The organism is Nonomuraea maheshkhaliensis, assembly GCF_039529435.1.
Classification (GTDB): Bacteria; Actinomycetota; Actinomycetes; order Streptosporangiales; family Streptosporangiaceae; genus Nonomuraea; species Nonomuraea maheshkhaliensis.
This window is the reverse complement of the sequence record NZ_BAAAMU010000001.1, coordinates 258,013-272,881: the sequence shown is the minus strand read 5'-3', so window position 1 is coordinate 272,881 and position 14,869 is coordinate 258,013. Positions and strand designations below refer to the sequence as shown.

General features: G+C 68.5%; 13 protein-coding genes. All 13 read right to left on the bottom strand.

Going from position 1 to position 14,869, the window contains the following annotated elements; all coding sequences use genetic code 11:
- Nucleotides 1-5 precede the first annotated feature (5 nt).
- Nucleotides 6-1,598, bottom strand: a complete 1,593-nt coding sequence (gene nuoN / locus ABFX54_RS01325) for an NADH-quinone oxidoreductase subunit NuoN (protein ID WP_346100988.1) — start codon at nt 1,596-1,598, stop codon at nt 6-8.
- Nucleotides 1,595-3,154 carry an NADH-quinone oxidoreductase subunit M gene (locus ABFX54_RS01320; RefSeq protein WP_346100987.1) on the bottom strand — a complete coding sequence of 520 codons (1,560 nt, stop codon included), beginning with the start codon at nt 3,152-3,154 and terminating at the stop codon, nt 1,595-1,597. Before ABFX54_RS01320 ends, nuoN begins: the two co-directional genes overlap by 4 nt.
- A complete protein-coding gene (nuoL, locus tag ABFX54_RS01315) occupies nt 3,154-5,001 on the bottom strand; it encodes an NADH-quinone oxidoreductase subunit L (protein WP_346101068.1) in 1,848 nt (615 codons plus the stop codon). Before nuoL ends, ABFX54_RS01320 begins: the two co-directional genes overlap by 1 nt.
- 73 nt (nt 5,002-5,074) lie before the next feature.
- Nucleotides 5,075-5,371, bottom strand: a complete 297-nt coding sequence (gene nuoK, locus ABFX54_RS01310; protein ID WP_106246199.1) for an NADH-quinone oxidoreductase subunit NuoK — start codon at nt 5,369-5,371, stop codon at nt 5,075-5,077.
- On the bottom strand, nt 5,368-6,147 hold the full coding sequence (locus ABFX54_RS01305; protein ID WP_346100986.1) for an NADH-quinone oxidoreductase subunit J: 780 nt from the start codon (nt 6,145-6,147) through the stop codon (nt 5,368-5,370). The genes nuoK and ABFX54_RS01305 overlap by 4 nt, the downstream gene beginning before the upstream one ends.
- Nucleotides 6,140-6,655: an NADH-quinone oxidoreductase subunit NuoI gene (nuoI, locus tag ABFX54_RS01300; RefSeq protein WP_346100985.1), complete on the bottom strand. Its 516-nt coding sequence runs from the start codon at nt 6,653-6,655 to the stop codon at nt 6,140-6,142. The genes ABFX54_RS01305 and nuoI overlap by 8 nt, the downstream gene beginning before the upstream one ends.
- Complete coding sequence (gene nuoH, locus ABFX54_RS01295) at nt 6,642-7,925, bottom strand: NADH-quinone oxidoreductase subunit NuoH (protein ID WP_346100984.1); 1,284 nt, start codon at nt 7,923-7,925, stop codon at nt 6,642-6,644. The genes nuoI and nuoH overlap by 14 nt, the downstream gene beginning before the upstream one ends.
- Complete coding sequence (locus ABFX54_RS01290) at nt 7,922-10,300, bottom strand: NADH-quinone oxidoreductase subunit G (RefSeq protein ID WP_346100983.1); 2,379 nt, start codon at nt 10,298-10,300, stop codon at nt 7,922-7,924. Before ABFX54_RS01290 ends, nuoH begins: the two co-directional genes overlap by 4 nt.
- The gene (gene nuoF, locus ABFX54_RS01285; RefSeq protein ID WP_346100982.1) at nt 10,297-11,586 is read right to left on the bottom strand and encodes an NADH-quinone oxidoreductase subunit NuoF; all 1,290 of its coding nucleotides are present in this window, start codon (nt 11,584-11,586) and stop codon (nt 10,297-10,299) included. Before nuoF ends, ABFX54_RS01290 begins: the two co-directional genes overlap by 4 nt.
- Nucleotides 11,583-12,317, bottom strand: a complete 735-nt coding sequence (gene nuoE / locus ABFX54_RS01280; protein WP_346100981.1) for an NADH-quinone oxidoreductase subunit NuoE — start codon at nt 12,315-12,317, stop codon at nt 11,583-11,585. The genes nuoF and nuoE overlap by 4 nt, the downstream gene beginning before the upstream one ends.
- Entirely contained in the window at nt 12,304-13,629 is a 1,326-nt protein-coding gene (locus tag ABFX54_RS01275) for an NADH-quinone oxidoreductase subunit D (RefSeq protein ID WP_346100980.1), read from the bottom strand. Before ABFX54_RS01275 ends, nuoE begins: the two co-directional genes overlap by 14 nt.
- Nucleotides 13,626-14,321, bottom strand: coding sequence for an NADH-quinone oxidoreductase subunit C (locus ABFX54_RS01270; protein ID WP_428834475.1), 696 nt, complete (start codon nt 14,319-14,321; stop codon nt 13,626-13,628). The genes ABFX54_RS01275 and ABFX54_RS01270 overlap by 4 nt, the downstream gene beginning before the upstream one ends.
- A complete protein-coding gene (locus ABFX54_RS01265) occupies nt 14,318-14,869 on the bottom strand; it encodes a NuoB/complex I 20 kDa subunit family protein (protein ID WP_346100979.1) in 552 nt (183 codons plus the stop codon). Before ABFX54_RS01265 ends, ABFX54_RS01270 begins: the two co-directional genes overlap by 4 nt.

Below are 14,869 nucleotides of genomic sequence, written 5' to 3'. Positions count from 1 at the left end.
TCCCCTTATCTGATGAACAGGCTGCTGGCAGCGTCGTTGGCAACACCGAGCACGGACTCCGGGTAGAGGCCCACTCCTACGGTAACCAGCAACGAAACGGCGATGACCGCCACGGTCCCCATACTGGGGGCCGCGACGGCGGGGCCGTCCGCCGCCGGCTCGCTGAAGAACATCAGCACGATCACGCGGACGTAGAAGAACGCCGCGATCGCGGAGGCCACCACGCCGACGACGACCAGGCCGGCCATCCAGCCGCCCATGGAGTCGCCGGGCTGGGTGCCGCTGTTGAGCGCTGCGGCGAAGACGGCGTACTTGCCGAAGAAGCCGCTGGTCAGCGGGATGCCGGCGAAGGCGAGCAGGAAGAAGGCGAACACCCCGGAAAGGACGGGCGCGCGCTTGCCGAGCCCGGCCCACCGTGACAGGTGCCCGGCCTCGCCGCCGGGATCGCGCACGAGCGTCAGCACCGCGAACGCGCCGACCGTGGTGATGCCGTAGACCGCCAGGTAGAACAGGATCGCCTTGAGCGAAACCGCGTTCTGCTCCGCGCTCCCGTACGTGGCCAGCACGCCAACGAGCAGGAAGCCCGCGTGCGCGATGGACGAGTACGCCAGCATCCGCTTGATCTCGGTCTGGGTGATCGCCAGGATCGAGCCGACGATCATCGTGAGCGCCGCGACGCCCCAGATGACCGGCCGCCAGTTCCAGTCGAGGTTCCCCAGCCCCACCCAGAAGACCCTCAGCACGGCCCCGAAGGCCGCCACGAGCGTACCGGAGGCCATGAGGGCGGTGATGGGGGTCGGGGCGCCCTGGTAGACGTCAGGCTTCCACGCCTGGAACGGCGCCGCGCCGATCTTGAACAGCAGGCCCACGCCGAGCATGGCGAAGCCGATCAGCAGCAGCGGGTCGAGCGTGTTGCCCTCCGCCATGGCCCGGTTGATGCCCGGCAGCGAGACGGTGCCCGCGAAGCCGTAGATCATCGCGGTGCCGTACAGGAAGAAGGCCGAGGAGAACGCGCCCAGCAGGAAGTACTTCATCGACGCCTCCTGCGACAGGAGGCGGCGCCTGCGGGCCAGGCCGCACAGCAGGTAGAGCGGCAGCGACATGACCTCAAGGGCGACGAACATCATCAGCAGGTCGTGCGCGGCCGGGAAGAGCAGCATGCCGCCGACCGCGAACAGGACCAGCGGGTAGACCTCGGTGTGGCCGGTGCCGTTGTCGTGGGCCTCGGCCTCCTCCTCGTCGGAGCTGCCCGGCACGGACGCGGCGGAGGCCACGAAGTGCCCCTCGTCGTTGATCAGCAGCACGCAGACGAACGACAGGATGAGGATGACGCCCCAGATGAACAGCGAGGGGCCGTCGACCGCCAGCGCTCCCATGGCGGAGGGCGCGGTGGAGACCTGGCCGCGCAGCGTCTGCACCAGGACCAGCGCGAACGCGCCGGCCAGGCTCAGCAGCGTGAGCGGCACGTGGAAGGACTTGCGCAGGTAGCGCGGCGCGAACGCCTCGATGAGCACGCCGATGCAGGCCGCGCCGAAGACGACCAGCAACGGCGCCAGAGTGCCGTACTCGATCGTCGGCGCTGGGATGACGTCGTTCACTGACCCGTCCCCTTCTCAGCGATGGTGGAGGTGGGCACCTTCACGTTGGTCAGCGTCTGTTGCACTGACGGGTTGATCACGTCGAGCAGCGGCTTGGGGAAGAAGCCGAAGCCGATGATCAGGGCGACCAGCGGGGCCAGCACCCAGATCTCGCGGGCGTTGAGGTCCTTGAACGCCTTGACCGGCTCGGCCGTCGGCCCGTTCATCGTGCGCTGGATCATCCACAGGATGTAGACGGCCGCCAGGATCACCGCGACCGCGGAGATGATCGCGGCCACCGACAGCGCGCCCGACCCGTGGGCCTGGCTGGAGTACGAGCCGATCATCACCATGAACTCGCTGACGAACGACGACAGGCCCGGCAGCGACAGACCGGCCAGACCGGCGACCAGGAAGAACCCGGCCAGCACCGGAGCGACCTTCTGCACGCCTCCGTAGTCCCCGATGAACGGCGAACCGCGCCGCGCGATGAGGAACCCGGCGGCCAGGAACAGCGCGCCGGTGGCGAAGCCGTGGTTGACCATGTAGAGGGCCGCGCCGGACTGGGCGACCGAGGACATGGCGAACACGCCGAGCACGATGAAGCCGAAGTGGGAGATCGACGTGTAGGCGATGAGCCGCTTCATGTCGGTCTGCCCGATGGCCACGATGGCGCCGTAGATGATGCTGATGACCGCCAGCACGACGATCGGCATCGTGAACGCCTTGGCCGCGTCGGGGAAGAGCTCCAGGCAGAAGCGGAGCATCCCGAAGGTGCCGACCTTGTCCAGCACGCCGACCAGCAGCACCGCGGCGCCGGCCGGAGCCTGGGCGGCCGCGTCGGGCAGCCAGGTGTGCACCGGCCACAGCGGCGCCTTGATGGCGAAGGCGATGAAGAAGCCGGCGAACAGCCACTTCTGCATGGCCGGGTCCTGGATGACCCCGACGAGGTCGGGGAACATGAACGTCTTGCTGCCGGCCACCACGTAGAGCCCGATGACCGCGACCAGCATGAGCAGGCCGCCGAACAGCGAGTACAGCAGGAACTTCACGGCCGCGTAGGACCGCTGGGCGCCGCCGTACGAGCCGATCATGAAGTACATCGGGATCAGCATGGCTTCGAAGAAGACGTAGAACAGGAAGATGTCGGTCGCCGCGAAGACGCCGATCATCATCGTCTCCAGCACCAGCAGCAGCGAGAAGTACGTCTTCACCGACCGCTTGGGCGTGATCAGCGTGCCGTCGGCGGTCTTGACGCCGTCGGCGTCGTGCCAGGAGGCCAGCACCACGATCGGCACCAGCACCACCGACAGGGCGATCAGCACGAGCGCCACGCCGTCCACGCCGACCCCGAACTTCACGCCGAAGCTCGGGATCCAGTCGTACTCGGCCTTGAACTGGAAGCGCTCACCGCCCGGCTTGAACCCGGCGGCCATGACGCCGGTCAGGACCAGCACCAGCAGCGAGACCAGCAGCGTGACCTGCTTGGCCAGCTTGTCACTGCCCTTGGGCAGCAGGGCCACCACGATGGCGCCCACCACGGGCACCGCCATGAGTATCGGAAGCCAGGGTGACATCAGATGGTCCCAACGAGGAGCAGGGCGCCGGTCAGCAGGGCGGCACCGATCAGGATGGACAGCGCGTACGTTCTGGCGAAGCCCGTCTGGATCCGCCGAAGGCGCCCGGAGCTGCCGCCGATGCCCGCCGCCAGGCCGTTGACCAGCCCGTCGATGCCCCGGTTGTCGAAGAACACCGCGAGGCGGGTCAGCCACTGGCCGGGGCGCATGAAGAGCGACTCGTTGAGCGCGTCACCGTAGAGGTCGCGCCGGGCGAACGTGGTGAGGAAGGAGCCGCGCGGCTGCACCGCGGGCACCTCGGCCCGGCCGTACTTCATCCAGGCGATGGCCGCGCCCACGGCGACCAGCGCCAACGTGGCCAGCCCGGACGGGGCGAAGGGGGCGAAGTGCGGAAGCTCCTCCGGCAGACCGACAGCCGGCGCCAGGAACAGCATCAGCCGGTTGCTGAGCACCAGGTAGGCGCCCAGACCCAGCGCACCGAGCGAGAGGATCATCAGCGGGACGGTCATCACCAGCGGCGACTCGTGCGGGTGCGCGTCCTCGGCCCAGCGCTTCTCGCCGAAGAAGGTCATGAAGACCATGCGCGACATGTAGAAGCCGGTGATGCCCGCGCCCAGCACGGCCAGCCAGCCCAGGATCGGCTGGTGGTGCACCGCGGTCTCGATGATGCCGTCCTTGGTGAAGTACCCGGACAGCAGCGGGAACCCGATGATCGCCAGGTAGCCGATGAAGAACGTGACGAACGTGATCGGCATGACCTTGCGCAGCGCGCCGTACTTCCTCATGTCGACCTCGTCGTTCATGCCGTGCATGACCGAGCCGGCGCCGAGGAACATGTCGGCCTTGAAGAAGCCGTGCGTGATCAGGTGACCGATCGCGAAGGCGTAACCCGCCGGGCCGAGGCCCGCGCCGAGCATCATGTAGCCGATCTGCGACATCGTCGAGCCGGCCAGGCCCTTCTTGATGTCGTCCTTGGCGCAACCGATGATGGCACCGGCGAGCAGCGTGGCCGCGCCGACGATGGTGACGGCGAGCGCCGCCCCCGAGCCCTCGGGGAAGAAGAACGCGCCCGAGCGGACCACGAGGTAGACGCCGGCGGTGACCATGGTCGCGGCGTGGATGAGGGCCGAGACCGGGGTCGGGCCCTCCATCGCGTCGAGGAGCCACGACTGCAGCGGCAGCTGCGCCGACTTGCCGCACGCCCCGAGGAGCAGCAGCAGGCCGATGGCGAGCATGGCGCCGTTCGTCTGACCGGCCGTGATCTGCTCGCCCAGGTTCTTGAAGGTCAGCGTGCCGAACGTGGTCCAGATGACGAACATGCCGACCAGCAGGCCGAAGTCGCCGACCCGGTTGACCACGAACGCCTTCTTGGCCGCCGTCGCCGCGGACGGCTTGAACTGCCAGAACCCGATCAGCAGGTACGACGCCAGACCGACGCCCTCCCAGCCGATGAACAGCCCCACGTAGTTGTCGGCCAGCACCAGCAGCAGCATCGCGGCCACGAACAGGTTGAGGTAGCCGAAGAACCTGCGCCGGTGCTCGTCGTGGGCCATGTAGCCGACCGAGTAGATGTGGATCAGCGAGCCCACGCCGGTGATCAGCAGCGCGAAGCTGATCGACAGCGGGTCGATCAGCAGCCCCATCTTGACCATGCCGGGGATGAAGTCGTACAGCTCGACGGCCTTGCGGCGCTGCTCCTCCCCGAACCCGATCAGCTCGAAGAACGCCAGCACCGCCACGACGAACGAGGCGAGGGACATGGCCACGCCCAGCAGATGGCCCCAGCGGTTGGTGAACCGGCCGAACACCAGCAGGACGAGCGCCCCCAGCAACGGGAAGGCGATCATCAGCCAGGCGCTGCCGATCACTCCGCCTGTGTGCTGGGTGATCTCAGCGATATGAGATTCCACCAGTCACCTCTTAGTACTTCAGCAGGTTGGCGTCGTCAACGGACGCGGACCTGCGGGTTCGGAAGATCGTCACGATGATGGCCAGGCCCACCACGACCTCGGCCGCGGCCACCACCATCACGAAGAACGCGATGATCTGGCCTTCCAGATTGCCGACCTGCCGGGCGAACGTGACGAAGGCGAGGTTGCAGGCGTTGAGCATCAGCTCCACGCACATGAACACCACGATCGCGTTCCGCCTGATCAGCACGCCCATGGCGCCGATGGCGAACAACAGGCCGGACAGTACGAGGTAGTGAGTCGTCATTTGGTGACCTCGTTGTTTTCCTCGGCGTCGTCCTCGGCCGTCTGCCTGATGGCCTCGGCGAGCTTGGGATCCTCGGGCAGGTGTCCGTGCTCGACGTCGTAGCGCGCGATGTAGCGGTTGACCGAGGACTCGGCGACCGACCCGTCCGGCAGCAGCGCCGGCATGTCGATGGCGTTGTTCCGGGCGTACGTGCCGGGGCCCGGCAGCGGCGACGGGTGGTCGCCGAGGAACCGGGCGCGGGACAGGTCCTTCTGGGTGACCTTCTCGGTGAGCCGCTCGCGGTGCGCCAGCACCATCGCGCCGAGCGCGGCGGTGATCAGCAGCGCCGAGGTGATCTCGAACGCGAACACGTACTTGGTGAACAGCTGCAGCGCGATCGAGCGGATGTAGCCGCCCTGCTGGGTGACCGCCGCCAGCCCGGCCTCGGGGGCGAAGATCACGTTGCCGACCGCGGCGACGATCAGCGCCAGGAAGCCGAGCCCCGCGATGATCGCCCAGAAGCGCTGGCCCCTGAGCGTCTCGACGAAGGAGTCGGAGGAGTCGACGCCGACCAGCATCAGCACGAACAGGAACAGCATCATGATCGCGCCGGTGTAGACGATGATCTGCACCGCGGCCAGGAAGGGCGCGTCCTGCACCGCGTACAGGACGGCCAGGCAGAGCATCACGGTGCCGAGCATCAGCGCGGAGTACACGGCCTTGCGGTTGAAGACCATGCCGAGCGCGGCGCCGACGGAGACGACGGCGAGCACCCAGAAAGTGATGGTCTCACCCATTGGTCCGCCCCAGCCGGTAGTAGTCCTCTTCGGTCTCACCGAGCCGCATGGCGTGCGGCGGCTGCTCCATGCCCTGGGTCAGAGGGGCGAGGAGCATCTCCTTGGTGTAGATGAGGCTCTCGCGGTCGGTGTCGGCGAGCTCGTACTCGTTCGTCATGGTGAGCGCGCGGGTCGGACACGCCTCGATGCACAGTCCGCACAGGATGCAGCGCAGATAGTTGATCTGGTACGTGCGCCCGTAACGCTCACCCGGCGAGAAGCGCTCCTCGTCGGTGTTGTCCGCGCCCTCGACGAAGATCGCGTCGGCCGGGCACGCCCAGGCGCACAGCTCGCACCCGACGCACTTCTCCAGCCCGTCCGGCCAGCGGTTGAGCTGGTGACGCCCGTGGAAGCGCGGAGCCGTCGGCTTCTTCTCCTCCGGGTAGTTCGTCGTGACGGGCTTTTTGAACATCGTGTGGAAGGTGACCCCGAAGCCCTTGACGGGGTTCAGCCAATCAGTTAGTCCCACTGGGAATCTCCTTGTGCTGCACCCCGTGGTAGTGCGGCAGGTCGAGCGGCGGCACAGGGAAGCCGCCGGCCTCCGGCTCGTTGGACAGTTCCTCGAACTCGGCCTCCACCTGAGCCTTCTTCGCTTCCTTGCGCCGCTGGTTGACGGTGTCGAAGCGCATCCAGATGGCCAGCGCGCCGATCACGATCACCACGCCGAGCCCGATGCCGAGCATCTTGTTCCCCTCGTTGACCACCACGTTGCGCACGGCGGCCACCAGCAGGATCCAGGCCAGGTTGACCGGGATCAGCACCTTCCAGCCCAGCGCCATCAGCTGGTCGTAGCGAACCCGCGGCAGCGAGGCGCGCACCCACACGATGAAGCAGAAGGTCAGCACGAACTTGATGAAGAACCACAGCACCGGCCACCAGCCCTGGTTGGCGCCCTCCCACCAGGAGATGGGGACGGGAGCCCGCCAGCCGCCCAGGAACAGCGTCACGGCGATGCCGGTGGCGGTGAAGGTGTGCAGGTATTCGCCCATCATGATCAGGGCGAACTTCAGCGACGAGGAGTATTCCGTCTGGAAGCCGCCGACCAGCTCGCCCTCGCCCTCGGGCAGGTCGAACGGGATGCGCGCGGCCTCACCGAACATGCAGACCACGTAGACGAGGAACGACGGGATCAGCAGCACCGCGAACCAGGTCTGCTCCTGCGCCTTGACGATCTCCGAGGTGGACAGCGTCCCGGCGAACAGGAAGATGGCCACGAACGACAGGCCCATCGCGATCTCGTACGAGACCACCTGGGCCGCCGAGCGCAGACCGCCCAGCAGCGCGTACGGCGAGCGCGACGACCAGCCGGCCAGCACCACGCCGTAGACCGAGACCGCGCCCATGGCCAGCATGAACAGCACCGCCACCGGCAGGTCGACCAGCTGCAGCGGCGTCTGCACGCCGAACAGGTTGACCATCGGCCCGAACGGCACGATGGAGAAGGCGAGGAACGCCGGCACCACCATGATGATCGGCGCCAGCAGGTAGAGCACCTTGTCCACGGTCCGCGGGAAGAGGTCCTCCTTCAGGCCCATCTTCAGGCCGTCGGCCACGGACTGCAGCAGACCGAACTTGCCGGCCCGGTTGGGGCCGTAGCGGTTCTGCATCCGCGAGATGAGCTTGCGCTCGAACCAGACGCCGAACAGCACGCTCAGCATCAGGAAGACGAACAGCATCACGGCCTTGATGATGGTGATCCACACCGGATCGTGGCCGAAGTTCTCCAGGGTGGGACTCATGAGGCGCTCCCGATGGTGACGATGTCGCCGGCCACCGCGCGCAGGTCACGGGTGACCGAGCAGCCGCCGGAGTTCGCAGGCACCCAGACCACGCGGTCCGGCAGGTCGGCGACGCGCACCGGCAGCGTCACGGTGTCGCCGACGACGAGCTTGTCGCCGTCCGCGACGCCGAGCTCGGCCGCCGTGCCGCTGGAGACCAGTGCCTCGGCGGTGCGGGCGGTGCCCGCGAGGTACGGCTCGCCGTCCTGCAGCCTGCCGTCGTCGAGCAGCAGGTGCCAGGTCGCCAGGACGGCCTGACCCTGCTCGGGCAGCTCCAGGGTGCGGGTCAGGGCGTTGGGCGCGTTGACCCGGCTGCCCCGCCAGGCGCCCAGGCCCGACAGCTCGCGCCGGACGGCCTTGGCGTCCGGCAGGCCCAGGTGCACGTCCATGCGGTCGGCCAGGTTGGAGATCACGGCGAGGTCGGACTGCAGCCCCGGCACCTTCAGCGGCGCCTCGAACGAGCGGCCCCTGCCCTCCCAGTTGACGAACGTGCCGCCCTTCTCCTGCACGGAGGCGACGGGCAGGACCACGTCGGCGCGGTCGGTGACGGCGCTGGCGCGGATCTCCAGGCTGACGATGAACGGCGTGCGCTCAAGCGCGTCGAGCGCGGCGGCCGGGTCGGCCAGGTCGTAGGGGTCGACCCCGGCCACGACCAGCGCGTCCAGGTCTCCGTCCGCGGCGGCGGCGAGGATGCCGGCGGTGTCGCGGCCGGGCTTGGCGGGCAGCGAGGCCACGTTCCACGCCCTGGCGACCTCGGCCCTGGCGCTCTCGTCGTCCACGGGGCGGCCGATCGGCAGCAGGTTGGGCAGCGCGCCGGCCTCGCCCGCGCCGCGCTCGCCGGCCCGGCGCGGGATCCAGGCGATCCGGGTGCCGGTGGAGGCGGCGGCCAGGCGGACGAGGGCGGACAGCGCGCCGGGGACCGTGGCCAGTCGCTCGCCGGCCAGCACGATCGTGCCCTCGGCCAGCGTGCCGACCAGGTCGCCGATCGCGTCGGCCTCGGCGCCGGGCGCGGTGCGGACGAGCGTGCCGCCCATCTTCACCAGGCCAGGGGTGGCGAAGGGCGCGATCGAGGTGACCTTGAGGCCCTTCTTCTGCCACGCCTTGCGCAGGCGCAGGAAGACGATCGGCGACTCCTCCTCGGGCTCGAACCCGACGAGCAGCACGTGGGGCGCGTTCTCAAGGTCGGTGTAGCTGATCTCGATGCCCTTGCCGGCCACCGCGTGCGCCAGGAACTGCGCCTCCTCGGCGGAGTGGGGCCTGGCCCTGAAGTCGACGTCGTTGGTGCCCAGGGCGAGCCGGGCGAACTTGGCGTAGGCGTAGGAGTCTTCCACCGTGACGCGGCCGCCGACCAGCACGCCGGCCTTGCCGCGGGCCTTGGCCAGGCCCTCGGCGGCCACCATCAGCGCCTCCGGCCACGAGGCCGGCACGAGCACGCCGTCCTCGTTGCGCACCAGCGGCGTCTTGAGGCGGTCGGGCTGCGTGGCGTAGGAGAACGCCCAGCGGCCCTTGTCGCAGTTCCACTCCTCGTTCACCTGCGGGTCGTTGCCCGCCAGGCGGCGGGTGACCCGGCCGCGCCGGTGGTCGGTGCGCTGGGCGCAGCCGGCCGCGCAGTGCTCGCACGCGCTCGGCGTCGACACCAGGTCGAACGGGCGGGCCCGGAACCGGTAGGCGGCGCCGGTGAGCGCGCCCACCGGGCAGATCTGCACCGTGTTGCCGGAGAAGTAGGAGTTGAACGGCTTGCCCTCGGCCGTACGCACCTGCTCCTTGGCCCCGCGCTCGAAGAACTCGATGAGCGGGTCGCCGGCGATCTGGTCGGAGAAGCGGATGCAGCGCGCGCACTGGACGCAGCGCTCGCGGTCGAGCAGCACCTGCGTGGACAGCGGCAGCGGCTTGGGGAAGGTGCGCTTCTGCTCCTGGAAGCGCGACTCGCCCTGACCGTTGGACATGGCCTGGTTCTGCAGCGGGCACTCGCCGCCCTTGTCGCAGACCGGGCAGTCGAGCGGGTGGTTCATCAGCAGCAGCTCCATCGCCCCGCGCTGCGCCTTCTCGGCGACCGGCGAGGTGAGCTGCGTCTGCACGACCATGCCCTCGGCGACCTCGATCGCGCACGACGGCTGCGGCTTGGGGAAGCCGCGGCCGTTGCCCGCGTCGGGGATGTCGACCAGGCACTGGCGGCAGTTGGCCGCCGGGTCGAGCAGCGGGTGGTCGCAGAACCTGGGAATCTGGATGCCCAGCAGTTCGGCGGCCCTGATGATCAGAGTGCCCTTGGGGACACTGACCTGGAACCCGTCGATGGACAGGGTCACCAGGTTCGTTTCGGTCTCTACGACGGTCACTGCTCACCCCAGAGAGTGGACTTCTTCGGGTCGAACGGGCAGCCGCCGATCTCGAAGTGCTTGAGGTACTCCTCGCGGAAGTACTTCACCGAGGAGTGGATCGGGCTCGTGGCGCCGTCGCCCAGCGCGCAGAACGAGCGGCCGAGGATGTTGTCCGCGATGTCGGTGATCGTGGTCAGGTCGTCCTCGGTGCCCTGGCCCTTCTCCAGGCGCTTGAGCACCTGCTTGAGCCAGTACGTGCCCTCGCGGCAGGGCGTGCACTTGCCGCAGGACTCGTGGGCGTAGAACTCGGTCCAGCGCAGCACCGTGCGGACCACGCAGGTGGTCTCGTCGAAGATCTGCAGCGCCCGGGTGCCGAGCATCGAGCCCTTGGCGCCGACCGCCTCGAAGTCGAGCGGCACGTCGAGATGCTCGTCGGTGAAGATCGGCGTGGAGGAGCCGCCCGGGGTCCAGAACTTGATCTGGTGCCCCTCGCGGATGCCGCCGGCCATGTCGAGCAGCTCGCGCAGCGTGATGCCGAGCGGGGCTTCGTACTGGCCGGGCCTGGTGACGTGGCCGCTGAGGGAGAAGATGCCGAAGCCCTTGGACTTCTCGGTGCCCATCCCCGCGAACCAGTCGGCGCCGTTCGCGATGATCGAGGGAACACTGGCGATCGACTCCACGTTGTTCACGACAGTAGGCGAGGCATAGAGGCCCGCCACGGCCGGGAACGGGGGCTTGAGCCGAGGTTGACCTCTGAAGCCTTCGAGCGAGTCGAGCAGCGCCGTCTCCTCGCCGCAGATGTAGGCGCCCGCGCCGCTGTGCACGACGAGCTCCAGGTCGTAGCCGGAGCCGAAGATGTCGCTGCCGAGGAAGCCCTTCTCGTACGCCTCCCGCACGGCCGCGTGCAGCCGCCTGATCACGTGCAGCACCTCGCCGCGCACGTAGATGAAGGCGTGGTTGGCCCGGATCGCGTAGGCCGTGATGATGATGCCCTCGACCAGCGCGTGCGGGTTGGCCATCATCAGCGGGATGTCCTTGCAGGTGCCCGGCTCCGACTCGTCGGCGTTGACGACGAGATAGTGCGGCTTGCCGTCGCCCTGCGGGATGAAGCCCCACTTCATGCCGGTGGGGAAGCCTGCGCCGCCGCGGCCGCGCAGGCCCGAGTCCTTGACGGCCTGGATGACGGCGTCGGGGTCCATGCCCAGCGCCTTCTTGGCCGCCTCGTACTCGCCGTAGACGCCGAGGGTGAAGGAATTGGGCTGGTCCCAGTTGGCCGTCAGGACTGGTGTCAAAGTCGTCGTCATGCTTCCGGGGCCTTCCATCCCTTGGCCTTGGCCACCTTCAGGCCCTCGAGCGAGGGGCCGGCGGCCGACGGGCCGTCGCCCGCGAGGTCGTCGGGCAGGCCGGCGAGCACGCGGGAGGCGTCCTTGAAGGTGCACAGCTTCTTCGGGCCGCGCGTGGGCCGCACGTCCTTGCCGTCACGCAGGTCGTCGACGAGCTGCTTGGCCGACTCGGGCGTCTGGTTGTCGAAGAACTCCCAGTTGACCATCATGACCGGGGCGAAGTCGCAGGCCGCGTTGCACTCCAGGCGCTCCAGCGAGATCTTCCCGTCGGCGGTGGCCTCCTCGTGGCCGACGCCGACGTGCTCGGTGAGCTCGTCCCAGATCTGGTCGCCGCCCATGACCGCGCAGAGCGCGTTGATGCACACGCCGACGTGATAGTCGCCGGCGGGCTTGCGCTTGTACATGGTGTAGAAGGTCGCCACGCCGGTGACCTCGGCCTTGCTGATGCCGAGCATCTCCGCGCAGAACTCCTGGCCGTCGTCGGAGACGTAGCCGTCCTCCGACTGCACGAGGTGGAGCAGCGGCAGCAGGGCGGAGCGGGTCTTGGGATAGCGTCCGATGATCTCCTTGGCGTCCCGCTCCAGACGCTCACGGATCTCCGGTGAGTAAGTCATGAGCGTGCCTCCGGCCCACTCATGACTTGAGTGCTGTGTCTGATTGTGCGCTCGACAAGCTCGCTCACCTGTCCACACCTCCCATGACGGGGTCGATAGAAGCCACCGCGGCGATCACGTCGGCGACCTGGCCGCCCTCCGCCATCGCGGGGAAGCCCTGCAGGTTGCAGAAGGACGGCTCGCGGAAGTGCACGCGGTAGGGCCGGGTGCCCCCGTCGCTGACCACGTGGGCGCCGAGCTCGCCCTTGGGCGACTCGATGCTGGCGTACGCCTGCCCGGCCGGCACCCTGAAGCCCTCGGTCACCAGCTTGAAGTGGTGGATGAGGGCCTCCATCGAGGTGCCCATGATGTGCGCGATGTGGTCGGGCGAGTTGCCGAACCCGTCGGGGCCGAGCGCGAGCTGCGCGGGCCAGCCGATCTTCTTGTCCTCGATCATCACCGGGTCGCCCTTGAGCGGGCCGGCGATGCGGTCGAGCGCCTGCTCGACGATCTTGAGGGACTCCTCCATCTCCTTCATGCGGACGAGGTAGCGCGAGTAGACGTCGCAGCCGCGCTCGGTGGCGACGTCGAACTCGTAGGTCTCGTAACCGCAGTAGGGCTGCGACTTGCGCAGGTCCCACGGGAGGCCGGCGGCGCGCAGGATCGGCCCGGTGATGCCGAGGGCCATGCAGCCGGTCAGGTCGAGGTAGGCCACGTCCTGGGTGCGGCGCACGTAGACGGGGTTCTCGTCGAGGAGCTTGCGGATGTCCTTGATCCGCTTGGGCATCTCCTTGAGGAACTCGCCGACCTTGTCGACCGCGCCCGCGGGCAGGTCGACGCTCACGCCGCCCGGCCTGATGTAGGCGTGGTTCATCCGCAGCCCGGTGATGTACTCGAACAGGTCCATGATCATTTCACGATCGCGGTACCCGAAGAGGAACGGCGTGGTCGCGCCCAGCTCCATGCCGAACGTACCCATCGCCACCAGGTGCGAGGCGATGCGGTTGAGCTCCATCATCATCACGCGGATGGCCTGGGCCCGGTCGGGGATGCGGTCCTCGACGCCGAGCAGCTTCTCCACGCCGAGGCAGTAGGCGGTCTCGTTGAAGATCGGCGACAGGTAGTCCATCCGGGTCACGAACGTGGTCCCCTGGGTCCACGTCCGGTATTCCATGTTCTTCTCGATGCCGGTGTGCAGGTAGCCGATGACGCCGCGCGCCTCGGTGACCGTCTCGCCGTCGAGCGTCAGGACCAGGCGGAGCACGCCGTGCGTGGACGGGTGCTGCGGGCCCATGTTGACGACCAGGCGCTCCTCGTCGGAGTCGCGGACGCCGGTGACGACCTCGTCCCAGTCGGCGCCGGAGACGTTGTAGACCTTGCCTTCCGTCGCCTCGTCATAAGCGGTGCTCATGAGTAGCTCCTCCTCTGGTCGGGCGAGGGAACGGTGGCGCCGCGGTATTCGACCGGGATGCCGCCGAGCGGATAGTCCTTGCGCTGGGGGTGCCCGTCCCAGTCGTCCGGCATCATGATCCGGGTGAGCCCGGGATGACCGTCGAAGATGATCCCGAAGAAGTCGTACGCCTCGCGTTCGTGCCAGTCGTGACCAGGGTAGACGCTCACCGTGGAGGGGATGTGCGGGTCGGCGTCGGGCGCGCTCGCCTCGACGCGCACGCGCCGGTTGTGCGTGATCGAGCACAGGTGGATGACCGCGTGCAGCTCCTCGCCCGCCAGATGCGGGTAGTGCACGCCGGTGACGCCCAGAGACAGCTCGAAGCGCAGCGCCGGGTCGTCGCGCAGCTTCTGGCAGACCTCCACCAGGCGCTCGCGCTTGACGTGCAGGGTCAGCTCGCCGCGGTCGACGACCACGCGCTCGATCGCGTCGTCGAGCCCGAGGGTGTCGACGAGCTCGTCGAAGTAGCTCCCGTACGGGCGGGGCGTCGACAGCTGCGGCGCCCTGCGCACGACGAGACCGCCGTAGCCGGAGGTGTCGCCGGAGTCGTGGGCGCCGAACATGCCCCGCCGGGCGACGGGCGGCCCCTGGGCCGCCGGCACCTCGGGGACCTGCGCGTCCGGGACCTCGGGCAGGTTGTCTGGCGAGGTCACTTCGCGCTCCCCTGGTCGATCAGCGGCAGCGTGCGCAGCGCCTGCAGTTCGAGCTCCTCGATCTGCTTGGCGCGGTGCGCGCCGAACTTCATGTTCTGGATCTTGTCGTGCAGCTTCACGATCGCGTCGATGAGCATCTCGGGCCGCGGCGGGCAGCCGGGCAGGTAGACGTCCACCGGCACGACGTGGTCGACGCCCTGCACGATCGCGTAGTTGTTGAACATGCCGCCGCTGGAGGCGCACACGCCCATGGAGATGACCCACTTCGGCTCGGCCATCTGGTCGTAGATCTGCCGCAGGACGGGAGCCATCTTCTGCGACACGCGCCCGGCGACGATCATGAGGTCGGCTTGGCGGGGAGACGCCGAAGCGCGCTCCATACCGAAGCGCGCCAGGTCGTAGTGGGGGCCACCGGTGGCCATCAGCTCGATGGCGCAACAGGCGAGACCGAACGTGGCCGGCCACACGGAGTTCTTGCGCGCCCAGCCGGCGGCCGCTTCGACCGTGCTGAGGATGAACCCGCTGGGGAGTTTCTCTTCAAGTCCCAT